Annotated in this window: 19 protein-coding genes; 1 reads left to right on the top strand and 18 read right to left on the bottom strand. The window is 29.3% G+C overall.

The window, feature by feature from the left end:
* Positions 1-375: 375 nt before the first annotated feature.
* The 3 genes from V5787_RS00390 to porQ all read right to left on the bottom strand — a co-directional run bounded on the left by V5787_RS00390 (position 376) and on the right by porQ (position 4,514).
* Entirely contained in the window at positions 376-2,472 is a 2,097-nt protein-coding gene (locus V5787_RS00390) for a S9 family peptidase (RefSeq protein ID WP_336891314.1), read from the bottom strand.
* Positions 2,473-2,795: 323 nt separating this feature from the next.
* The gene (gene cmk, locus V5787_RS00385; protein WP_336891312.1) at positions 2,796-3,494 is read right to left on the bottom strand and encodes a (d)CMP kinase; all 699 of its coding nucleotides are present in this window, start codon (positions 3,492-3,494) and stop codon (positions 2,796-2,798) included.
* 6 nt (positions 3,495-3,500) lie between these two features.
* Positions 3,501-4,514 carry a type IX secretion system protein PorQ gene (gene porQ, locus V5787_RS00380; protein WP_336891311.1) on the bottom strand — a complete coding sequence of 338 codons (1,014 nt, stop codon included), beginning with the start codon at positions 4,512-4,514 and terminating at the stop codon, positions 3,501-3,503.
* Between the two features lie 164 nt (positions 4,515-4,678).
* Here porQ and mnmE point away from each other — a divergent pair, with 164 nt between their 5' ends.
* On the top strand, positions 4,679-6,070 hold the full coding sequence (gene mnmE / locus V5787_RS00375; RefSeq protein ID WP_336891310.1) for a tRNA uridine-5-carboxymethylaminomethyl(34) synthesis GTPase MnmE: 1,392 nt from the start codon (positions 4,679-4,681) through the stop codon (positions 6,068-6,070).
* Positions 6,071-6,184: 114 nt separating this feature from the next.
* Here mnmE and V5787_RS00370 read toward each other — a convergent pair whose 3' ends face one another.
* The 15 genes from V5787_RS00370 to V5787_RS00300 form a co-directional block, all read right to left on the bottom strand.
* The gene (locus tag V5787_RS00370) at positions 6,185-6,724 is read right to left on the bottom strand and encodes a 1-acyl-sn-glycerol-3-phosphate acyltransferase (protein ID WP_336891309.1); all 540 of its coding nucleotides are present in this window, start codon (positions 6,722-6,724) and stop codon (positions 6,185-6,187) included.
* Between the two features lie 79 nt (positions 6,725-6,803).
* Positions 6,804-8,201 carry an exopolysaccharide biosynthesis polyprenyl glycosylphosphotransferase gene (locus tag V5787_RS00365; RefSeq protein WP_336891308.1) on the bottom strand — a complete coding sequence of 466 codons (1,398 nt, stop codon included), beginning with the start codon at positions 8,199-8,201 and terminating at the stop codon, positions 6,804-6,806.
* 82 nt (positions 8,202-8,283) lie between these two features.
* On the bottom strand, positions 8,284-9,501 hold the full coding sequence (locus V5787_RS00360) for a glycosyltransferase family 4 protein (protein WP_336891307.1): 1,218 nt from the start codon (positions 9,499-9,501) through the stop codon (positions 8,284-8,286).
* A gap of 1 nt (position 9,502) precedes the next feature.
* Positions 9,503-10,813: a hypothetical protein gene (locus V5787_RS00355; protein ID WP_336891306.1), complete on the bottom strand. Its 1,311-nt coding sequence runs from the start codon at positions 10,811-10,813 to the stop codon at positions 9,503-9,505.
* Positions 10,814-11,824 (bottom strand): glycosyltransferase family 4 protein, encoded by a 1,011-nt coding sequence (locus V5787_RS00350; RefSeq protein ID WP_336891305.1) that lies wholly within the window; start codon positions 11,822-11,824, stop codon positions 10,814-10,816.
* On the bottom strand, positions 11,817-13,145 hold the full coding sequence (locus V5787_RS00345; protein WP_336891304.1) for an O-antigen ligase family protein: 1,329 nt from the start codon (positions 13,143-13,145) through the stop codon (positions 11,817-11,819). Before V5787_RS00345 ends, V5787_RS00350 begins: the two co-directional genes overlap by 8 nt.
* A 487-nt stretch (positions 13,146-13,632) precedes the next feature.
* Positions 13,633-14,715, bottom strand: coding sequence for a glycosyltransferase (locus V5787_RS00340; protein ID WP_336891303.1), 1,083 nt, complete (start codon positions 14,713-14,715; stop codon positions 13,633-13,635).
* A complete protein-coding gene (locus tag V5787_RS00335; protein ID WP_336891302.1) occupies positions 14,712-15,827 on the bottom strand; it encodes a glycosyltransferase in 1,116 nt (371 codons plus the stop codon). Before V5787_RS00335 ends, V5787_RS00340 begins: the two co-directional genes overlap by 4 nt.
* Positions 15,824-16,813, bottom strand: coding sequence for a glycosyltransferase (locus V5787_RS00330; protein WP_336891301.1), 990 nt, complete (start codon positions 16,811-16,813; stop codon positions 15,824-15,826). The genes V5787_RS00335 and V5787_RS00330 overlap by 4 nt, the downstream gene beginning before the upstream one ends.
* A 3-nt stretch (positions 16,814-16,816) precedes the next feature.
* A complete protein-coding gene (locus V5787_RS00325) occupies positions 16,817-18,352 on the bottom strand; it encodes a glycosyltransferase family 2 protein (protein WP_336891300.1) in 1,536 nt (511 codons plus the stop codon).
* A 1-nt stretch (position 18,353) separates the two neighbouring features.
* Positions 18,354-19,493 (bottom strand): glycosyltransferase family 4 protein, encoded by a 1,140-nt coding sequence (locus tag V5787_RS00320; RefSeq protein WP_336891299.1) that lies wholly within the window; start codon positions 19,491-19,493, stop codon positions 18,354-18,356.
* Entirely contained in the window at positions 19,490-20,554 is a 1,065-nt protein-coding gene (locus tag V5787_RS00315) for a glycosyltransferase family 4 protein (RefSeq protein WP_336891298.1), read from the bottom strand. The genes V5787_RS00320 and V5787_RS00315 overlap by 4 nt, the downstream gene beginning before the upstream one ends.
* A gap of 395 nt (positions 20,555-20,949) precedes the next feature.
* Positions 20,950-22,341 (bottom strand): hypothetical protein, encoded by a 1,392-nt coding sequence (locus V5787_RS00310; RefSeq protein ID WP_336891297.1) that lies wholly within the window; start codon positions 22,339-22,341, stop codon positions 20,950-20,952.
* Positions 22,342-22,806, bottom strand: a complete 465-nt coding sequence (locus V5787_RS00305; RefSeq protein ID WP_336891313.1) for an NAD(P)-dependent oxidoreductase — start codon at positions 22,804-22,806, stop codon at positions 22,342-22,344. It abuts the gene before it with no gap.
* On the bottom strand, positions 22,757-23,287 hold the full coding sequence (locus tag V5787_RS00300) for a hypothetical protein (RefSeq protein ID WP_336891296.1): 531 nt from the start codon (positions 23,285-23,287) through the stop codon (positions 22,757-22,759). Before V5787_RS00300 ends, V5787_RS00305 begins: the two co-directional genes overlap by 50 nt.
* Position 23,288: the final 1 nt, after the last annotated feature.

Below are 23,288 nucleotides of genomic sequence, written 5' to 3'. Positions count from 1 at the left end.
CTAAAAACTAAAGGAAAATGAACCAAAAAATAGATCCATAACTAACATAAACAATGAAAATAAGAAAAAAAAATATAAATTTTAGATTTAAAAAGTCAAAATTGAAATCTAAAACTGAAAAGAGCATTATGCAACGGTCTTACCTCTTTTTTCTATAAACATGAGTTAGATATAAAAAAACCCTATATAAAGTGTTTATTATCCATGTTTTAAATAAATATATTTGTGGTTTGTGAAAATATAATTACAAAAATTTATTGTTCTATTGACAGTTTTTGTATTGAATTTTCCCTCCCTCACTATTCCTAAAATGGCTTCCGATAGCATTTACTAGTGGTGATAAAGAGTCAGTAGCTCCTAAACGTATCCCTAATCCTACTCCAACTTGCCTTCTAAATTCAAGAAAAAAGTATAATCTCTAGCGGTTTCCTTAAGTGCATCAAACCTACCTGAAGCACCTCCATGTCCTGTTTCCATATCAGTATGCATCATCAACTTATTTGTTCCTATTGAATACTCACGTAACTTTGCAATCCATTTTGCTGGTTCCCAGTACTGTACTTGAGAATCATGTAAACCTGTAGTTATCAATAAATTAGGATATGATTGAGTAGTAACATTGTCATAAGGTGAATATTTCTTTATATACTCATAATATTCTTTGTTATTTGGATTTCCCCACTCGTCATACTCTCCTGTTGTTAATGGAATCGTTTCATCTAACATCGTAGAAATCACATCAACAAAAGGAACTGCAGCAATGACACCATTATACAATTCAGGATTCATATTGATAATTGCTCCCATCAATAAACCACCTGCCGATCCACCCATTGCATACAGGTGTTTCTCAGAAGTATAATTTTTTTGAATTAAATATTTACTACAATCAATAAAATCGGTAAATGTATTCATTTTATGCAATAGTTTTCCATCTTCATACCAATCTCTACCTAAATATTCACTTCCACGGATATGGGCAATCGCAAAAACAAACCCTCTATCCAACAAACTCAAACGCGTTGAGCTAAAACTAGCATCAATAGTATGTCCATAGGATCCATATGCATACAACATAAATGGTGTATTATTATCCAGTTTCGTATCCTTGCGATGAACCATAGAGATCGCCACTTTTTTACCATCTCTAGCAGTCACCCATATCCTTTCAGATTTGTAATTTTCTTTAGTAAACTGACCTCCTAAAACCTCTTGTTCTTTTTGGATTTCTTTGGATTGATCTACCATATTAAAATCGATCACTGAACTAGGAGTTGTCATCGAATTGTATCCATATCGAATTACATCTGTATCAAATTCTGAATTCCCATAGACATATGCCGAATAAGTTTTTTCTCCGAAAGGCAAATAATAATCCTCTGTATCATCCCATTTTTTAATTCGAATTAAATTCAATCCATTGGATCTCTCTTCTAAAACTAGATATTTTTTAAAGATGGAAACATCTTCTAACAGCACATCAGATCGATGCGCAATTACATCAACCCAATTTTCTTTTCTCGTTGTATGAATTGGTGTTTTCATCAACTTAAAATTGGTTGCTTTGTCTTTATTCGTCACTATATAAAAGTGATTTTCAAAATGAGCAATGCTATATTCTAAGTCTTTTTCTCTAGCTTGGAATAGTCTAAACTTCCCTGTAGGATTATCGGCCTCCAATAATTGATATTCGGTAGATAAAGTACTATAAGAGCCTATTACCAAATATTTATTCGACTTAGATTTAGTTATATAAGTCCCAAATGTTTCGTCTTTTTCTTCAAAAATTAATACATCATCAGAAGTATCCACTCCTAAGACATGTCTTTTTATTTTGGTACTTCGCAACGTTTTAGAATCTTTCTCGGTGTAAAAAAACGTTTTACTATCATTTGCCCACACAGCACCACCAGATGTGTTTTCAATTTTATCCTCTAAAATATCTCCTGTAATTAAATCTTTGACATACAATATATACTGACGTCGGCTTTTAGTATCCACCGAAAAAACAGCTTTGGTATTATCAGGGCTTATAGAAAGCCCCCCCAAACTAAAATAATCATGACCTTCGGCCATTATATTTACATCAAACAATAATTCCTCTTTAGCTTCTAAATTTCCTTTTTTACGTGTGTAAATGGGATATTGTTTACCTAACTCATAACGAGTAATATAGAAATAACCGTTTTTCTTAAAAGGAACTGAAGAATCATCTTCTTTGATTCTTCCTTTCATCTCTTCAAACAAATCCTTTTGAAAACCTTCGGTATGTTTTAATTCAGCTTCAAAATAAGCATTTTCAGAATTCAAATATTCAAACACTTCTTTAGTTTGAGCATCAGGATTTTCTGAATTTTTTTGAGCATCTGTCAAACGCATCCAATGATAGTTGTCTATCCTAGTATCATTATGTATGTTAAAAGTTGTTGGGATTTTTTTTGCTGTGGGTACTTCAATACTTATTTCTACCATTTTATTTTTATTACAAGAAGTCACAAAAATAAGATATATAAATAGTAAACCTAAATTTATTTTATACATTTCTAGAGTTCGTTTTTATGCCTATACCAATGTAATTAATAATCCTTCAAAACTCACTTGACATAAAGAAATATTTCACAACTTTAATAGAAGGTAGTCAATATTGCAATTATTGATATTCTTTTAAACTACTATGTTTTATTAGAGGAACATTTAATTACCGCTATAAATAATGCTCTTGAACAAGGTATCTGAATTAAAATAAAAAATTTCTGTTAAAAAAGAAGGGATTCCTTAGGTATTAAATTTCTAGTTTATGCTTCTACTGCTAGAACGGCTAGTTTGTAAATTTTATCAAATTGCTGCTTTCTAGTCAAATTAGAATTATTTATTTCTATAGCATGCTCAGCCTTTACTAAAGGTGAATCTTTTCTTGAGGTATCTTGGGCATCTCTAGAGGTAACATTCTCAAAAACTTCATCATATGTAACCTCTTCACCTTTTGCTATTAATTCATCAAACCTACGCTGTGCTCTTGTGGAAGCTGACGCATTCATAAATAACTTTAATTCAGCATCTGGAAAAACAACAGTTCCAATATCTCTTCCATCCATTACAAGACCTTTGTTTTTTCCCATCTCTTGTTGAATATCTACTAGCTTAACGCGTATTTCTGAGATTGAAGCTACAGTGCTTACGTACTTAGATACTTCTAAGGTTCTTATTCTTTTTTCAACATTTTTATTATTTAAATAAGCTTCAGCAAAACCAAGCTCAGCATTAAACACAAAACTAAGTTCTACATTATCTAACAATGAAATTAATTTTTTAGAATCAAAATTAGAGGTGTCTATACATCCGTTTTCCAATGCAAACAAAGCTACCATCCGGTACATCGCCCCTGTATCAACATAAATATACCCCAATTTAGAAGCTAATTGCTTGGCAACTGTACTTTTTCCTGTTGACGAAAATCCATCTATAGCAATGATAATTTTTTTATCTGATCTCATAAAATATTAAAATAAATTGACCACCAAACTAAAGGTATTGGAATTAACATTTGGTTGAAATTTTGTGACTGAATAATTAAATTTTATTTTTTTTAGATTCAACCCTACACCATAAGAAAAACCTCCATAGGTATTTGTTCCATTAATTTCCAGTTCTTTAGAACGTCTAAAATTGTACCCTCCTCTTAATGTTAGTTTCTTATCCGGAAACAATTCAGCACCTATTACAAGATGACGTATGGCATTATTTAAAAATGAAATATCTTCAGGATCTATATTCCCTTCAATATCAATTTCTTGATTAGAAGGATTGTCAACAGCAAGTTGCCATTGCTGTAGGTTTTCTATATTCACATACCATTTTAAAGGCAAATGTTCTAAGCGAGACGAAACACCAAAATTTATCTGTAGAGGCAACTCTTCAATAGTTCCATCATACGATTTTAGTTGCGTACCAAGGTTTCTAACCACTAAAGTCAATAGAGTTCGTTCGTTAGAATGTCTATACAAAGCAGCGAAATCCACAGCAATACCTAAAGAAGAATAGGTGTCAATTAATGAGTTGATTATTTTTATGTTCGCTCCAACAGTGATATTACTATCTTTAGTGGCATAAGCATAACCAACAGCCAATGCCCAATCGCATGCTTTAAACTCCCCTGTTATTGTTCCATATTCATCTGCTCTTGTAAACGAACCATAATCCATATACTGAATCCCAGCATAAAACATTCCGATTTTTTTATTTATTTGCGTAGCATAACTGACAGAACCAAAAGAAATCCCAGCCAAATATGAAGTGTAATTAACCGCAAACTTATTTCTCATCGAAGCATCTAACATTGCAGGATTCCACATAGGCATATTCACATCACCCTCAATGGTATTTGCTGCTCCCCCCAGTGCGGATTGATGAGCAGAAGAAGGTAAATTTAAAAAACTATACACCTTTTCCCCTCCTACCTGTGCACAAGTATAAAAGACGGAAAAAAAAGCAAGAATTAGAAATAATTTTTTCATTAAAAATACAATATCATCAGAGACTTTAAATAAGAATGTAAAAATACCATAATATTTTTAACAAGCAGAAAAACTATAGAGTGATCGTAAGTGTTTTTTTACATAAAGAGTATCCTAATTAAAAACCTTCCTTTTGAATAAAAATAAAACTCTATTTTTGCAAAATGAATCATAAAGATACCATTATTGCCTTAGCAACAGCCTCAGGAATTGGAGCCATTGCTGTATTACGTTTGTCGGGTCCCAACGCTATTCAGTTAGTCGCAGGTAATTTTCAATCGGTAAAAAGCAAGAAATCCTTAATCAATCAGAAATCGCATACTTTGCATTTGGGTCATATTATGAATGGCAAACGCATTATAGATCAGGTTTTGGTATCCGTATTTAAAAATCCAAATTCTTATACCGGTGAAGATACAATTGAGATATCATGTCATGGTTCTTTATATATTCAGCAAGAAATTATTCAACTTTTTTTAAAAAAAGGCTGTAGGATGGCGGATCCTGGAGAGTTTACCCTAAGAGCTTTCTTAAACGGAAAACTCGATTTAAGTCAGGCTGAGGCAGTAGCTGATTTAATTTCTTCTGACTCTGAAGCCTCACACCAAATTGCAATGCAACAAATGCGTGGTGGTTTTTCTAATGAGATCAAATTATTACGAGAACAATTATTAAACTTTGCCTCACTTATAGAATTAGAATTGGATTTTTCTGAGGAAGATGTTGAATTTGCTGATCGTTCTGAGTTTAAAAAATTAATTGAAAAAATCCAATTGGTATTAAAACGATTGATCGATTCTTTTGCCGTTGGAAACGTCATAAAAAATGGAATTCCTGTTGCTATCGTTGGAGAACCTAATGTTGGAAAGTCGACACTTTTAAATGCTTTGTTAAATGAAGACCGAGCAATTGTATCCGATATTCCAGGAACTACCCGAGATGCCATTGAAGATGAAATGATTATTGATGGTGTTAGTTACCGATTTATTGATACGGCTGGAATTAGAGAAACCAAAGATATTATTGAGAAAATTGGAATTCAAAAAACCTTTGAAAAAATAAATCACGCTCAAGTAGTAATTTATCTATTTGACGCAGAAAAATACAAGATAAAAAGTGATCTTCTAAAGCTTGAATTGGAAATTATCAAAAACAAATACCCTAAAAAACAATTGATTATCATTGCTAATAAAGCGGATACTATAACGACCAAAGAACGTAAAAATATAGAGACTGAAATTCCTGAAATCATATTGATTTCTGCTAAAGAAAAATCGGGTATCGAAACCCTGACAAATTCCTTAACACAATTGGTAAATATTGGTGCCCTTAATAATAGTGATACCATCGTTACCAATTCACGTCATTATGATGCGATGTTAAAAGCTTTAAAGGAAATAAATAAAGTAGAAGAAGGTACTTTATTAGGAATTCCTAGTGACCTGTTGGCTATTGATATTCGAGAGGCTTTGTATTATTTTGGATTGATTACCGGTGAGGTAACCAATGATGAATTACTTGGTAATATCTTTGCTAATTTTTGTATTGGGAAGTAAAATTCTAAATTAGGTCTATTTAAATACCCCGTGTAAAAAACAACTTATAAATTTAAACATCCTAAAAAGGGGGAGTAGCATAGATCGACTTAACAACGAGACACTAATAAATATTTAACTCAAATGTGGGTGTCTTCCCGAAATTCCTTTGAAATATTTTTTTATCTCTTGTATATCTTTTTTAAAATTGTCTGTTGGATAAAAAGGACTATCTATTAAAACTTGTTTGTTTTTAAAATCCAATGCTATTTTAACAATCGGAACCCCTGCTCCTTTTGCGATATAATAATAGCCTGTTTTCCATTTTTTTGTTTTTTTTCTCGTTCCTTCAGGGGAGATTGCTAGAATAAAATTTTCGTTTTCATGAAATTTATCAATCAAAAACTGTACTTTATTGTCAGATTTAGAACGATCAATAGAAAAACCACCAACCCAACGAAAAAACACCCCATGAGGAAAATTAAATAATGTTTTTTTACCTATAAAATGAATTTTTTGAAATGAAAAGCATCGAATCAATAAACCCAAAGGAAAATCAACCCAACTGGTATGAGGAGCAGCGATAACCACATATTGTTTAATTTTTTTTGGGAATTGTCCAATTATTTTCCACCTTAAAATAGTGATAAGAATCCGTTTAGAGAGCTCGTACATGCGGTTAAAGATACAAAATTAACTACTCTTCCTAATTAGTCAAGATTATATAATCGTAATTAATAATCACTATAAAAAGCTACTGTCCCTTTAAGCTAATTACTGTGGTAATTGTTTTTATAAGTATTTTAAAATCCATAATAGGACTTCTAGATTTGATATAATACAAGTCGTATCTCAGCTTAATTTCTTGTTCGACGATAGTGTTTGCATACGGATACATTACTTGTGCCCAGCCAGTAAGTCCCGGTCGTATGACATGACGAATTGCATAAAACGGTAATTCTTTTTTCAATCCTTTCACAAATTCTGGACGTTCAGGTCTTGGGCCTATTAAACTCATATCTCCGATCAATATATTCCAAAATTGTGGAGTTTCATCAATCCTTGTCATTCTTATAAATTTTCCGAATACTGTAATCCTTTTGTCGTTTTTTTTTGCCCAAACCGCTTTATTTATTTCAGCATTAACAATCATAGATCGAAATTTGAATAGTATAAATTCTTGTCCATTTAACCCTACACGTACCTGTTTGTAAAATAAAGGTCCCTTACTACCAAACAAATTTCCTATAAAAACAAATGGAATATAAAAGAGTAAACACGTCAATCCCATAATAGAAACCACTATATCAATAAAACGGATAAATGATAAATAAAATTTGTTTTCGTGATTTTTACTAAAGGAAATATATTTATAAAATTCCTTGTCTAAGTTATCCCTTGCAACACTTTCGGTAATTTCTTCATAAAAATTTTCAATACTTTTTATATTTACTCCATGCTCAAATAAAAACACGAGCTGTTTATTCAGTTCAGAATTGGGTTTGACACCCAAGGAATCTGTAGAAATCACTATTTCATCTACTGATAGTTTTTTCACTATTGAAATTAGATCAACTTCTGAAATATTTATGAAATCAATCTCGGGAATACTTGAAATTTTATCATCAGATATATAATGGAGTACATTTGTTTGAAAATTCTTTTTCTTAATTATTTTAACTAAACTCTTAACTTTTTTATTACTTCCAATTAATAGGATGTTTTTTAAAAATTTAGGACTGTAAATATACGTGCTATAAATCATTCTCCATAAACACAATGGAATCAGCATTCCAAAAAACAAATACATGATTTCAATTCTATTACTCGGTAAAAACGGAGTAAGTCTAGGAGTGAACACAAAAAACAATACCGTTGTAAAACATGTGAGAATTATATTCTTAAAAATCAAGTATCGACTACTAGAAACTTTTAAATTATAAATTTCAAATATGTTACCAAAAAGCATAAAATAAACGATCAAAGTAATCAACCATGTTAAAATTGACGCATGATCAAAATTTATGTAACTTACTTTTGGAAAATAAAATACTGTAAAAACTCCAATTAATAGACTTAGAATATCAAAACCCCAAAGCAAAATTTTTCGCTCGGATATATTTAGATAACTATTTTTTTTCCTGACAGACATATTATATATCAATATATTACGTATTATACGTGGGTAAATTTAGGGAAATATTTTCTGTTTGATATCGTAAATAAATGATAATTCAATCAAACAACTCTGAATATTTTTTTGCTAAATACGGGTAACTGTGTTTTTTTTTTACAAAATTGTATCCATTAATTCCCATTATATTTAACTCTTCTTTGGACTTATTATACAGTTTAAGTAGCCCCTGTTTAGCTGCGCTAACATTTTCTGGTTCAACAATAATTCCACAATTAGACAATTCAACTTGGTCTTTAATCAATTCTGAGGATTCAAGTATTGCTTTTTTTGCCAGCATATAGTCGAAATACTTATTATAAGACACTCCATGTTTGTATAATGGAGATGCGTACCTACTGATATAACAAACATCAAAATACTCCAACATAGATTGTACTTGAGACTTTTTTATTTTATCAAAAAAAGTAATATTAGGAATATTCCCTGCACGATTTATCAAGTCATTTTTCAAATATCCATCACCAACAATAATAAAATGAATTTCATCTTTTTCTTTTAAAGAAATTGCCATATCAATAAAAACATCCATTGCATTTGCCATACCAAGTGTTCCTGCATAACCAATAATGAATTTGTTCTTAGGTATGTTTTGTATAATTGATTCAGGCAAAACTTCTTTTCCAACCAAACTCTCATCAATACCATTAGGAATATAGTGGAACTTAGAAGCATTTTTAGAAATAGTTGTTATATAGGCTTCGGCATTAGGTAAAAGAGATACTATGGCATCCGAATTCAAATATGCTATTTTTTCAAACCATGTTAGTACTTTTATTAAAGGATGTGTTTTCTTATAGCCCTTTAAATAAATTGGAGTTAACGGCCACAAATCTCGGACTTCAAAAATCAATTTACTCGCACCAAATTTTCTTTTTAAATACAAAGCACTTAGAATTGGAAAAATGGGCATGGATGACACCAATAAAACATCTGGAGTCTTTAATTTTTTATTTGATAGAAATATTATTTTTAATGAATAAATAAGGTTACTATAAAATTTAGAAAATCCAGTAGTCGTATATTTAGGTGTTTTTACCCAACAAAAATCAATTCCTTCTTCAATATTCTCAATCGTAAATTGTTTTTTCCCAGTAATAGGTTGTGTTGAAAATAGATGATTATAAGAACCAGAAATTATTTTAACATCATAGCCCAATTTTTTCCATGTTTTACTTAAATAATGATGTCTTTCTCCCCAGCCAGAATCCATTTTACCAGCAGTTTGATTTAATATCCAAATTGTTTTATGCTTCATGTTATAAATAAGATTCTATTATTTGAGGTTTCCCTGATTTACTAGGAGAAATTTGAGAAACTATTTTAAATTCAATTAAAAAATTTTCACTTTCAATTATTTTTAATAATTCTTTTTTTGCCTCAGATAAAACTTGATCAGAATAATTTTCTGCTTTTACAATTTCAATCAAAATCCCATTTATGTTTTTTTGAATTATTTTAAATTGTTTTATTTCTGAGATGTATTCAAAAATCCCTGTAAAAGAATGTACTATCAAAATCTTACCATTATTCGTTTTTACAACATCCGTATCTCTCCCGATAATTTTCTGTAAGAGTGGATATTCGAATTTTCTTTTTTTAGGATATTTTTCTTTAGGAAGTTTGATTGCTAAATCTCCTATTTTATATCGAATTAAAGGCATTGCATACCCGTCCAATCTAGTAACCACCACATTTCCCATTTCTCCATCCGCTACAGGTTTATTTTCATCGTCAATAATTTCTAAATAAACTTGTGGTGATAAAATATATGAATAAGGCAAATCTAATTGAGAGCTTATTAAAAACCCCTCAGAAGATCCATAAGTATCTTGAATCTTACAAGAAAAAGTATCTGATATATTTTTTCGATAATGATCAAATAACTTATCTCCCAAACTAATTGTCGCTTTTAATTTAATCTTAAAATTGTGTTTTTTTGCCACATCTGCAATCACATTTAAAGATGAGGCATAGCCAATTAGAATATAATTTCCTTTTTTAATTTTATTTAAAACGGCTATTATTTGCGCTTCATCATGTGCGAATGCATTTACATATATTGTTCGGAATAAAAAATCTTTAATTGTTTTCAAAACTCCTCTATTTGGAGTAATTCCTGTTTGTACTACTGGACAACCTATTCGATAGCCAGACCACTCCCACCAATGTACCAAACCTCCTCTTAAACTAGAAATATCTTTTTGATTCATATAAACGGACGAACTTATCCCTGAAGAACCACTACTAGATATTTTTTTTAAACCTTTTTTAGATTCAGTTAACAACTGAACTGTTTCTCTCCGTAAGATATCTTTTGTAAGAATAGGAAAGTTCGACAACCATTTTATTGGATCATCACCAATTAATTCAACTTGTCCGTAATAATTCGATTTACAAACTGCATGAAATAACAATTTCTTTAAATTTTCTTTTTGAAGAACCTCTAATTTTGTTGCAGACATATTATCTACTGCTCTCCAATAATTTAAATCTTTTAAAAAAGAGGATCTATTACAGAAATCACCTATAGATAAAATATATTTTTCTAATATTTTAGAGTAGTTCATTTAATATAAAATTTCATTCCAACGAGCTATTACTTTTTCAGCAGAAAAACCTTCTACTTTTCTTCTAGCATTTTGGGTTAATTGAGGATAATTTCCATTTAAAATCAACTTTATTTCGTTTGCCATTTTTTTTGGATTTTTTTCCGGAATCAAAACACCATCCTGCTTGTCACTTATTAAATATGGCATTCCGCCAACATTTGTACTCACAACCACCAAACCTAAAGCCATTGCTTCCATAACACTAACTGGTGTATTATCGAAATTAGTTGTATTGATGAAAATATCATAATTATGAGATTTCTTTATCCACTTTTCCTTTGATAAAACACCGGTAAACTCAACAGAATTCTCTAAGTTATATTTCTTAACTATGCTTTTTACTTCATCAATTGAATCATCTTTTTCTGGTCCAACCATACAAAGTACGGCTTTAGGGTGTTTTTTTTTTACATAGTATAATACCTGAATAGCCATTGTTGGATTATACAAATGCCTAAAAGCTCTAACCCATAAAATTTTTGGTTGAGGATATAATCTTTCCCTAAAATTATAGTTTTCAATATTTAATATATTCGGAACAAGTACCGTAGAGTAACCCTTTTTCTCAAAAACATATTTTAGATAATTTGAAGGAGCTATGTTTTTATAAGAATTCCTAAATATAAAGTTAGATAATCTCTTTGAGTTCTCTATTCGATTTGGAAGGTTTCCTCCATGTAAAATAGGAATGTATTTCAATCCTAAAATTCTAGCCCACTGAGATGTTAAAAAAGCCCCATAAAAATAAAAAGTACTAAAGACATCGATTAATACAAAATCAATTTTTTTCGAATAAAACACAATGGTAAAAAGCATATCTAGTATGCGGAAAAATTTATTGGATTTGTCAGAGGATTGAATAATCGTATATTTGTTCTCCCTAAAAAGATGACATAAATCATCCATAGAACTAATATATCCTGTTTTTTTTGACAGATTATTACCTATGTATAAAATTGTTTTACTCATCGTCTCTAGTGATTTTCATCAAACTCAATCCATATATAAAACCAGGAAAAGCAATTCTCATAGCTGAATGGCTAATCGTTAAAAACCATAAGACATAAAACGACACTAAAAAGGCTCTTTGATAATTAGAAGAACCTAGAAAATGGTACATGGGAACCAAGAATAAAATAAACAATATGACAATTCCTAAAAACCCATGCTCTTCAATTAATCTAGTAATTTCATTATGAGAAGTAGCTGTAATATTTTCATTACTTTCCATACGTTTGTATTTTCCATTCCCCACTCCTATGCCAAACCAAGGAGAACTATAAAAACTTTCTAATTGACTTAAAATAATATCTGTTCTCCCTGAAGTTATATCTTCTTTTTGTTCTCCTCTAGAATTTTTACCTGTATATCTATTTTCAAGCATTCCACCAGTTATATCAGAAGTGTATAACCAAATACTGATGAGTAAAACAAAGCCTATCATAAAATATTTTGAAATCAAAACAATGAGATTTCTATTATACAGAAACATAAAAAAGACAAATGTAAAAATAGCCAAAGCACCAGTAAAAATTCCTCCTCTTGAAAATGTTAACAAGCCACGATATGTGAAATAAATTAGAAATAACACATCCAAAATATAAAATTTCGTCAACTTCTTGTCTAAAAACAAAAACAGAGCTAAAACAAACATTCCCACCCCTATAACCGTTGCTACTTGATTAGGTCCAAAGCCTCCAGAAGTTTCAAAATTAGCATTCCCTACAAAAACTATTTCTTTTAATTCTGGAGTTCTAAAATACATATAGCTCATCATAGAAAAAATAGGTATAATTAAATAATATAATCCCTCTAACAACTTCTTTATTGAAATTTTTCTTCGATAAAAATAAAAGGCACTTACAAATAAAACCACAGGTCCTGATAAATTAAATGAAATAGCATTTTTTATAGATTCACCATAAGGAACATCCGTAAAAATAATTCCTAAAAGAAGTAAGAATAAATAGATAAAATAGCTAATAGAAAATTTTTGTTTTTCAGAACTTACAATCACCCCTAAAATTAACAGCAGCATCACGGAATACTTTCCTATTTCGTAGGAGATTGCACCTTTGGTCATTCTAAAAAACACCTCGGCACCAACAAAATAACAAGCCCATAAAAAAGCCTCTTCTCCTTTGTTTTTATTTTTATAAATATCAAATAATGAATAACTAAACACCCCTATAAAAAGTATTTTAGTTCCGAAATCGAATATTCCCAAATAGCCTACAAAGACATGAATAGCAATAAAAATTAATGGGTGATATTTTATTTTATAACTCAATTTATTAATATAATTAATTTAGTTAACAACAAGTGCTCACTATCTAAAGTGATTTAATTCTACTTTATTTAAATACTAGTTTTTTGTAAACATCCACTATTTTTGATATAACTTTGATTTCAGAATAATTTTCATTTACTTCTTTATACAAATCATTAGCCTGTTTTACTCTTATAGATTTATTAATTTAAAACTATAGAAAGAGATAAATAATCCCCTGAGGGAACGACGAAATCATTATTTTAACCAAACCTCAATACTCACCAACATCCGTAACTACTACCAGTAAACAAAATATCCCATACTCTAACGATGACACAGAGTAACCTACCTGTCATACGAACAAACACTTCTCCTCCTACAAAACATGATGCGAATAAAAATAAAAACACATCCAAGTCCTAATATCTTCGTAAAACTTGAAATTGTTCCTAGCACAACAAATGTATCGTAATGTTTATAAACTTATTACGCAAAACATGTCTAATCAAATCGAAGTCAAATAAATTGAATAGAGGTTATTTAAATAATTTTCTTTAGAGTAGTTATTACTAATTTCATTATACAAAAGGTCACCATACAAGATTCTTTTTTTTTTAGATTCAATTAAAGACAAAAGACCTTTTCTTAATATTTTTGAATCCATTGCAGGCACAATAATTCCATTATAGTTGTTTTTTACCACTTTCTCACATTCTCCAACATTAGTTATAACTACAGGTAACTTTGCCAATCCATATTCTAGCAAAGCCAAAGGTAAGCCTTCAGAATTAGAAGACAAAACAGCAATGGTTGCTTGTGCTAAAATAGGTTGAATATCATTACAGCCTCCATAAAAATAAACACTTTTATTAAGTCTATTAATATTCACAAATTCATACATCATTTCTTCATAAGCATCCCCAATACCTGAACCTACTATATGAAGTGTCCAGTCTTTTTTTTTATCAACGATATCCTTAAAGGCATTCAAAATATTTAAATGGTCCTTCTGTGGTCTTAGGGCAGCTAAAATAACAATCCTTTTGTTATCTACGCCCATTAGCTTTGTTATCACCTTAGAGTTATTTAGATAAGCAAAATTATTTACATGATGAACCCTTCTAGTATGTAAGTTTTTTATAGACCAGTTTAATAATTTTGAGTTTACAACAATAATAGCAGAAAAAAATAAGGAAATAAAATTTAATGGGTTGACATTTCTTTTTTCTAAATACTCACTATTTCCAAAATGATCATGCCAAACTATTTTTACTCGAAATAGAATAATTTTAACACAAAAAGCCACGAAAAAAGAAGTGGAATGTGCATGTATAATTTGAATATCATGTTTTTTTATAAACTTAACTAATTTCCAAACAGCTTTTATGTCTAATCTAGAGCTACGATTTAAGAATATATATTTATTGGTGTCTACTTTATCCAATAAAGGTCCTTCCTTTCGTGTAACACACAGAAAAGATTCAATTTTATCAAATTTATTAAACAAATTACAACTATTAACAGCTAAAACCTCTGCTCCTCCAATAGCTAATGAATCAATTAACTGTATGACTTTTATTTTTTTCATACGAACTTAGATATTTCCTTTTCAAATTTGTTTAATGTATATTCCTGAGACCAATTTTTTGCTTTTTTAATTTGCTCAGTATATATATCAAAATTTTCTAAATAGTTTTGAATGGTACTCGATATTTCTTCAATATTATCATTTACAATACTACCTCTATTTCCATAGTCTAACATATATGGAATACATGAAACATTTGTTGATATTGGTAAACAAGACCAAAACATGGCTTCTGCAACTACTTTTGGCCAGCCTTCAGATTTTGAAATAAATATCAAAAAATGACTTTCTTGAAATGCCAATTTTACTTTTTCTTTTGATTGATTCCCTTTTAATAACACAATTTTAGAAAGGTTATTATCCTTAATATATTTCTCTACTACTAAAAACTGATCTCCATCTCCAAACATAGATAATTCTACAGGATATCCATTATTAAATAATTGCTCTACGACTTTAACACTTGTCAAAGGTTGTTTTCCCTTGGTAAAAGCACCTACATAAATAAACTTTACCTTCTTTTTAAAAGTTTTTTCGGGTAATTGAATTATTTCATTTTCTTTATAAGAAGCCGTGAAAAACGGAACTATATTTTTTGTTTGATTCTCCCATCTACCATAAACTAAAATTTTACAGTTTTTTGTGAAAAAGGTGTTTCCCAACAACCATTTTTGAAAACGGTAACTCAAGGGTTGATTTGAACTGTTTGGATTCCAATTTCCTGCATATTTGACCGTTTTAGGTTTGAAAGGAAATAAGACCTGTATTAAACACCCCAACAGACCAACATTCCCAGGACATCGTAAATGAATGTGATTTACCTCTTTCATTACTTTATAAATCAACCAACAAACTTTAGGAACAACTAACAATGATTTAAACAGATTCTTAGCAGAAGTGATGTCAAAATTTGGAATAGACACAATTTTAATGTTTGAATGAAGATAATTAGTTTCTATACTAGTAACCTCTCCTTTAGCTATTGGAGCTAATATTATCAATTCATCCGCATAAGTTCCCCATAAATTCATTTCACGAACGTAGGGTTCATAAGCATAAGTTTGTCCATCTCTAATTTTATGGATGGCGTGTGTAATAATTCCAAACTTCATCTCTCAACAATTGGTTTATTAAAAACTAATGATAGTAAACCATAACACCTACCCACAGCTTCTGTAAAAGCTTCAACTTTATTCTTGTTTGTAAAGACATTTCCAAACCTTAATAGTATTAAAACAATTGCTATTAAATTCCATTTTAAGCGAGAATTAATTTTAGGATTAGAATATTTTACCCTCCAAACATACCAGCCATTCCTAGTAACCATTTTACCATATTTAAATTTATTAGGCCTACCTGCAGCGTTATGGTGATGTTCTAATCTTGCTGATGTATTAATATAAATATTTCCTTTTTTGGCCAATCTTAAAGAAAAATCAGTGTCTTCATACAAACCATATCCTTCAAAATATTTGGAAAAAGATAGCTCTTTAAACACTTCCTTTCTATAAGAAGAAGAAGCTCCCATTATTTGCTCAATAGGATATACTTTATTACTTGGGGGTAAAAAACTAACTGAACGGCCATTAGAAAAACTAGGCATCCAGCCTGGAGGAGTATAATCTAATAGCCCTAATGTTTTTCTTATTTTAAACCGAATACCTTCTATTCTTACCCAGCCATCATAGTAAAACTCATTAACTTTTACATTTTCTGATTTTTCCCATGCTACTTCATTCGTAATATATCCCCCAACAGCCAAAGCTTCTGGATAATTTTGATAGGAATTTATTAAGTTTTCAAAATAATCCTTTTCTAACAGGGTGTCATCATCTAAAAAACAAACAATATCAGTATCTGTTAATCTATCAGTTCCAAAATTACGTTGTCTAGTTAACCCTCTTTCTTCTGGAGTCACTTTATAGTAAATTAAATTTTTAAACATATTTTGCTCTAAAACTTCTTTTGTTTCTTCGTTTGTAGAACCATCAATGATTAAAATTTCATTAGGATATAATGTTTGACCTTTAACTGTATTTAACAACTTTAACAAAGTTCTTGGTCGCATATAAGTACATATAATAAGGCTAAAGATCATAAATTATTTATATTTAATTCCTAAATTAATTAATGTCTTTGCATATTGCAAAGATTTTGAGAATTGCAATTGTTTATAAGGTAATTGAAAGAGTCTAAAAGGAATTTGTTTAATATTATTTTTAAATAAAAATAAAAATAAATGTTTTACTCTCCATTCATTTACTTGATCTTCTGTAAAATGTTTTAATACTCCGTAGGTAATTGTAGGACTAGGTATGGGAATAATTTTTTTAACTGGATTTTTTAATTCCCAAGGTTGTGCTTTACGGTTTTTTCCTTTTTTTTTGGATTCAGTATCCCACCATCTATATCCTCCAATAGGTGGTTTAAGGTGTAAGTTTGGAGAAAAAGGATTGTGTAATAATACATGCCCCTTTTTTAAAATTGACAATCCAAAATCAGAATCTTCTCCATAACCTCCGTCAAAATTCACATCATTTCCTATTAGTTCTTGTATAACATCTCTGCGAACACAAGAATTAGCATTACTAAACATAGAGGATACACCAACTTTCCAGCGCTTATTTTCTATTTTATTCAATCTCTTTTCTAAATCGATCAAGCTCTGACGGACATTCTCTGCCATAATATCTAAACCATTACAAGCAGCTGCTTTGTAAGTTTGTAATAATTTTATGTGATTTTCAACAAAATCTGGTAATACTCTTACATCATCATCAGCAAAAATAATATAATCTCCTGTACACAAATCAATTGCTTCGTTTCTGGCTCTACAACTTCCTTTAGTTGTTTGCCATTTTACAACTACTTCAAAAGGAAAATCTTCATTTCTATAAAATTGACTTTCTCTTTCCTCCTTAGGAGTTGCATCCAATATAACTACTTCTTTAATTAAGTAAGATTGATTTTTATGATCCTCTAATAAAACTTGAGTATATACCTGTCTTCTCATAGTAGGAATCACCAAACTCACAGTTGGTTTCCCTTTAATTTCGCTTAAAATTCTTGGTTTTATAATCTTTTCAACATATTTAACGGCATTGTTTTTTGCTTTTAAGTAGGCTTTAAACTCAAATGGAAATTTAAAAACACCTTTTCTCAATAACATATAAAATGGATGTTGTGCTTTAAAGTTTTTAAAGAAAAAGGTATATCTATCTTGTGTAGAAATTTTAATATTATTCTCTTCTGCGGGAAACAATTCTTTTACAGATAATGGTACTCCGTTTTGATTACGCAACAAATTGTATCCAAAATCTAATCCAGATACCAAAAGAGATTCATACTGAGTATCTAGACCTCCTAACTGAGCCCAAACAGTTTCTCTAATGACAAAAGCATTGACGTTTATTCGCCAACAAACTACTGAATTTTGATTTTTAAAATCATTTAAAAACCACCAATATACAGATGTTTGATATTTTAGATCTTGAAAACAGTCTGTAAAACCTTGATCTAATGAGCTATGCCAGATATCTCCAGGCCCATTAGATAAATTATTTAATAAATTAAAATCAGGTTCTCCAATGTATAACAATACTTCGTTAGTAGATGTAATGTATTTATTTAATTCCATGTTATTTTAATATTGATTTATACATCACAATATTCTTAACCATTGATTGCTGTATATCAAACTCATTAATAATTCTATTCCTTGCATTTATTGCCATTTGGCTAGCTAAAGTGTTATCATGTAACAGTTCTAATATCTTTTCAGAAAATTTATTTGAATCCTTAGGATTCACCGTAAAACCAGTAACGCCATCTATCATTAATTCTTTTGCCCAACCAATATTAGAAGTCACCAACTTTTTTTCTAAAGCCATTGCCTCTAACCATGTCATAGGAAAAGCTTCTGCAAAACTAGGTAATAACACAATGTCTGATCGTTGAATATATTTTATCACTTTTTGATAAGGAAGGGCTTCATAATACTTAAAATTAGCTTTAGCTTTTTCCGATAATAATCCTCTAAATATGGTTAATGTTGATTTTTCTGTAATAATATCTACATTGTCTCTTCCCAACAAACACAATTGAACATCTTTATCTTTTTCTATCACTTTGTTAAAAGCTTTGGCTATTTCTAAAACTCCTTTTTTCCTAATAATCGTTCCAAAATACAATAATGTTTTTGATTTTACTTGTTGATGATTTGGTGTAAATAATACTGTGTCAATTGTATTATGAATTACATCAATATCATTATTTAACTTAAACAATCCTTGGGTTTTCTTCGCTACAAAATTACTGACTCCTATAATTTTATCAGCACCAGTTAAAGCTTTCTTTTCAAAAAATTTATTTTTTACTTTTACGTTTCTGTTTTCTAAATCACAAAAATAAGTGTCCGAACCATGTAATCGAATAACTAACGGACAGTTAAATTTCATAAAAGCTGTAAAACCCGTCCACTCAGGGGCTTCTATGACTTGTATGTTTTTTTGTTTGACGACCTTATTTACATACTTATTAAAATATCTTCTATTAGTATACCAAGTAATTCCTTTTACGACTTTCTTTTTCACCAAATGAATTTCTACCCCATTTTCAGTTATCACTTCTTCGTTAAATTGGCTATGTATAAAAATAGTTGCATTACAATTATTTTTAATTAATTGTTCGGCTAAAGTCTTTGTAAAGGTTCCTATACCTCCAATATTTCCACTAAAACTACTGATAGGATATTCAGGTGTAATAAAAGCTATATTCATGGTAATAGATTTATATGATTGTAAACCATTTTAGATAATGATAAATCTGGTAAAATAACAGATTCGAAATTAGACTTATTAATTGTTCTAATATCATTAATAATATCACTTAATATCACCGTTAACTCTTTTTTATCCGCTTCTTCAAATATAAAACCATTTCGTTTATTTTTCACCAATCCAAGTACATTACCTGCGCATTTAGTTGTAATTACAGGTAGCTTACATAAAAGAGATTCAACAACAGTATAACAAAATGTTTCTCCTAAAGAAGGATGGATTAAATAATCATATTGATAATAGATTTCATGTAAATTAGGAACAGACCCTTTAAATAAAATAACTGTCTCTAAATTTAATTCATTTACTAAAACCTTTAATGTCTCTGAATATGGACCTTCTCCATAAATGTCTACTTTTATTTTTTTTTGATCAAAAGTATTTAAACTTCCAATAGCATTGATTAAGAATTGAATACCTTTTTCTTTTCTTAGATGGCAGGCTACAATAAAACGCCCACCGTAACGATAAGATTGTTTTTCTAAAAAATTATTTGATAAAATACCGTTATAAACAACTACTATTTTTTTTTGTATTCTTTTTCCAAAATCATTTACTAAATGTTCTTCTGAATATTTAGAAACAGCAATGAATTTATCTATATAGCTCGCATATAAAATAGACTTGATATATTTTATAATTCTTTTTTTTAAAGGAAAACCAGCTAAAGGTCTGGGGTTATGGTCTACTGAAATCACATATGAATTTGGATTATTCACCTTAATATCACGATAAAACTTAGCACACAATTCCGTAAAATGAGTAATAATAATATCATAATTAGATAAATTTTCTAAAAACTTTTTTTCAATCGATGAATTATTAGCACTATATATATTCAATTTATTATAAAACTCAAAAGTAGTATAGTCCGTAAAAAACCAATCTACAGCATAACCTTTTTCTTTTAATTGTTCATCAAACAAAACAAAAAAACGATCCATTCCACCAATTCTATCTCGTTTTAAAATATAGTTACAAACAACTGCTGCTTTTCTCATTTAAATTAATTTTAAAGAATTCACAATTTGTACAAAGATTGTACTAATTTCCTAACCAAGGGTGTCAATTTTATAGCATTTAGCCTTGTTTAAAAAACAATTAATATTTTTTTCATTATAATTCATTTTTCTTACATCAATTACTCCCTTTTGTAACTTTAATAATAAAACCCAACTATTTTATAACGGTATTATGTGGCATATTGTATGTCTTTATTTTAAAGCACTTACTAATTATAGTGGAGTTCTGTACCAACATATCCATTGTTACCCTTCAAACCATAAACTCGGCGTCAATATATAGTTATGGCAATAAAATAAAACGATATATTGACACCTATTAATAAGGTGATTTTATAGAATTGTACATCACTAGCAAACAGAGTCAATTTACTTTAAAATTTCATTAATTCTTTTACAATCCTCTTACTTGTCCCTTTTAAAGGCTTGCTAATTTCTAATTTTAAAATTTCTTGTCGTTGTTTACTTGCTTCTGCAGGATTTCTCAATGAATTATTTATAGCTTCTATTAACTCATTTTCATTTGTTGCAATTACAACAGATCTACTTTCTACAACATTTTTATAATGATCATACTTTAAATACTTTTGATCATTATATAGTCCATTTTCATCATTACCAAAAACAGGATTAATTACAGGTTTATCAAAAATCATACTATCTAATCCCATAGTTGAGCACATATTAATATTGATATCAGAAAATGTAAGTAATGCTCTTAAATCACACAAATCTTCAAACTTTGGAACTCTTTGAGACCAAGTTTCTGTATGATTTTCTCTTGTTAAATTCCATTTCGGAAAATTCCATTTGATAAAAGGATATTCGTTTTTTATATCTAAAAATCGAGAATTACCCTCTGCTGGTGAAGTTCTTACTACAAAATTTAACGACTGAATTCTTTTATCTCTAATAGCTTTTGCGATGATCGTAATATAAAGAGGATCTGATTTACTCGTAGAAACATCCCCACAACTATAATAAATAGTTTTTTTAGAGTCATCAAAATCAAATCGATTATAAAAATATTTTTCATCTCTGTAATACCTGTCTAACACATAAGGTTCAAACTGAGGTGTTCCAACAATTTTTATATCTTCTTTTTTTACTTTTGGATAAAAATAATGTAATTCACTTTTCATTAAATCACTCCAAACAAAAAAGGAGTTAAAACTTCCGAGCATTCTTCCTTTTGAAATTAAATTATCCCAACTAAAAATAAAACTACTAGTGCTGATTCCACATGTTTTTGCAGCTCCCAACAAAGGGGCTAAATTTGCTGGTCTTTGATGTGTGAAAAATAAATGATTTAGTTTATCTTCTTTCAAAACAGCTACATATGCTTTACTAATTGTATCATTTTGGAATGATTTATACTGTAACTTCTCGAAAAAACTAATATACTTTTCGTTTTTAAAGACACTTGTTAGTATATAAATTAACTTTATCAGTTTTGCTTTATTTGGTTTTAAACTTTTGGGAATTCCATTTTGTAAACTTGTATTAATTCCAAAAAAAGATTTGTGATTCTGTAAATGTGCAACTTCTTTTAATTTTCTATAAAACCAAGACTTCTTGCTTTCCCTATAGATATCTAATTCTCTAAATTTTATACCTTCAATATCATTTTCATTGTAAACAGATTTCAATAAACCTGAATAAATATAAATGACATCAAATTTTAGCTTAGCTTCATTAATAAAATCACTCATAATAAAATTTCTATACCCTACTCCATCAGCTATTACAATTCCTATTTTTTTCATTTATTTCATGATTAAATCATATAATTTATTTGCAATAAAATTTTCTGTCTTCTCTATTGATTCAAATGTATTACCCGCAATATGTGGTGTGACAATTAAATTATCATGCTGAGTTGCGTAGTCAATTAAAGGATGATTCTTAATATTTGGTTCTCCATATAAAACATCTGTGGCATATCCCGAAATTTTAGAATTTCTTAAATACTCTAATAAATCATTTTCATTTACAACTCCTCCACGTGCAGTATTAACAATAATTATAGATGATTTCATAAGCTTAAGCACATCCTTATTTATAATAAAGTGTGTGTGTGCGTTATATGGTAGGTGAATAGACAAAACATCTACTCTAGAGCATAATTCTTCAGCTGAATTACAATTAATATAATCACTCGAAGTATTTTGTTTTTCAATATCATAATAATATACTTCCATTCCGAATACAGTAGCATATTCTGCAACTATTTTTCCTAATCGCCCTAAACCGTATATTCCTATTTTTTTTTTTATACAATTCTGTTCCTTGAAATAAATAACGATTCCATTCTCCAGACTCTGTATGTATAAATGCTTTTTTTGATTTTCTTATAAGAGACAACATCAATCCAATTGTATGTTCAGCTGTAGCTCTTACTTCTTTTAAAAATTCTTTTTCACCTTTTAGACTAATTATTGTAATTCCTAAATCATTACAAGCTTTAATATCTATATGATCTAGACCGGTAACAGCGCATAAAATGTATTTACATCTTACATTTTGTAAAATATCTCTTGTTAATTTATGATTTAACCGAAACCAAAAAACATCACAACTATTTAACGATTCTTTTAATTCTATTACGGAAAGTATTGACTTATAGTCTATTTCAGAAAATTTATACAACAAGCTATAAGCAATAATAGATAAACTATCAATCCCTGAAATATGGGTTTTAAATTTCTTCATG

The sequence above is a fragment of the Flavicella sp. genome, from assembly GCF_037132785.1.
GTDB lineage: Bacteria > Bacteroidota > Bacteroidia > Flavobacteriales > Flavobacteriaceae > Flavicella.
The sequence above is the reverse complement of the archived record's forward strand: the minus strand, read 5'-3'. Positions and strand labels throughout refer to the sequence as shown.

Coding starts and splice junctions, on each gene's coding strand:
- cmk (WP_336891312.1), bottom strand. CDS start 3,494: ATGAGATCAGATAAAAAAATTATCATTGCTATAGATGGATTTTCGTCA.
- V5787_RS00360 (WP_336891307.1), bottom strand. CDS start 9,501: ATGAAGCATAAAACAATTTGGATATTAAATCAAACTGCTGGTAAAATG.
- V5787_RS00350 (WP_336891305.1), bottom strand. CDS start 11,824: ATGAGTAAAACAATTTTATACATAGGTAATAATCTGTCAAAAAAAACA.
- porQ (WP_336891311.1), bottom strand. CDS start 4,514: ATGAAAAAATTATTTCTAATTCTTGCTTTTTTTTCCGTCTTTTATACT.
- V5787_RS00340 (WP_336891303.1), bottom strand. CDS start 14,715: ATGAAAAAAATAAAAGTCATACAGTTAATTGATTCATTAGCTATTGGA.
- V5787_RS00370 (WP_336891309.1), bottom strand. CDS start 6,724: ATGTACGAGCTCTCTAAACGGATTCTTATCACTATTTTAAGGTGGAAA.
- V5787_RS00335 (WP_336891302.1), bottom strand. CDS start 15,827: ATGAAGTTTGGAATTATTACACACGCCATCCATAAAATTAGAGATGGA.
- mnmE (WP_336891310.1), top strand. CDS start 4,679: ATGAATCATAAAGATACCATTATTGCCTTAGCAACAGCCTCAGGAATT.
- V5787_RS00365 (WP_336891308.1), bottom strand. CDS start 8,201: ATGTCTGTCAGGAAAAAAAATAGTTATCTAAATATATCCGAGCGAAAA.
- V5787_RS00390 (WP_336891314.1), bottom strand. CDS start 2,472: ATGGTAGAAATAAGTATTGAAGTACCCACAGCAAAAAAAATCCCAACA.
- V5787_RS00320 (WP_336891299.1), bottom strand. CDS start 19,493: ATGAATATAGCTTTTATTACACCTGAATATCCTATCAGTAGTTTTAGT.
- V5787_RS00315 (WP_336891298.1), bottom strand. CDS start 20,554: ATGAGAAAAGCAGCAGTTGTTTGTAACTATATTTTAAAACGAGATAGA.
- V5787_RS00325 (WP_336891300.1), bottom strand. CDS start 18,352: ATGGAATTAAATAAATACATTACATCTACTAACGAAGTATTGTTATAC.
- V5787_RS00300 (WP_336891296.1), bottom strand. CDS start 23,287: ATGAAGAAATTTAAAACCCATATTTCAGGGATTGATAGTTTATCTATT.
- V5787_RS00355 (WP_336891306.1), bottom strand. CDS start 10,813: ATGAACTACTCTAAAATATTAGAAAAATATATTTTATCTATAGGTGAT.
- V5787_RS00310 (WP_336891297.1), bottom strand. CDS start 22,341: ATGAAAAAAATAGGAATTGTAATAGCTGATGGAGTAGGGTATAGAAAT.
- V5787_RS00330 (WP_336891301.1), bottom strand. CDS start 16,813: ATGATCTTTAGCCTTATTATATGTACTTATATGCGACCAAGAACTTTG.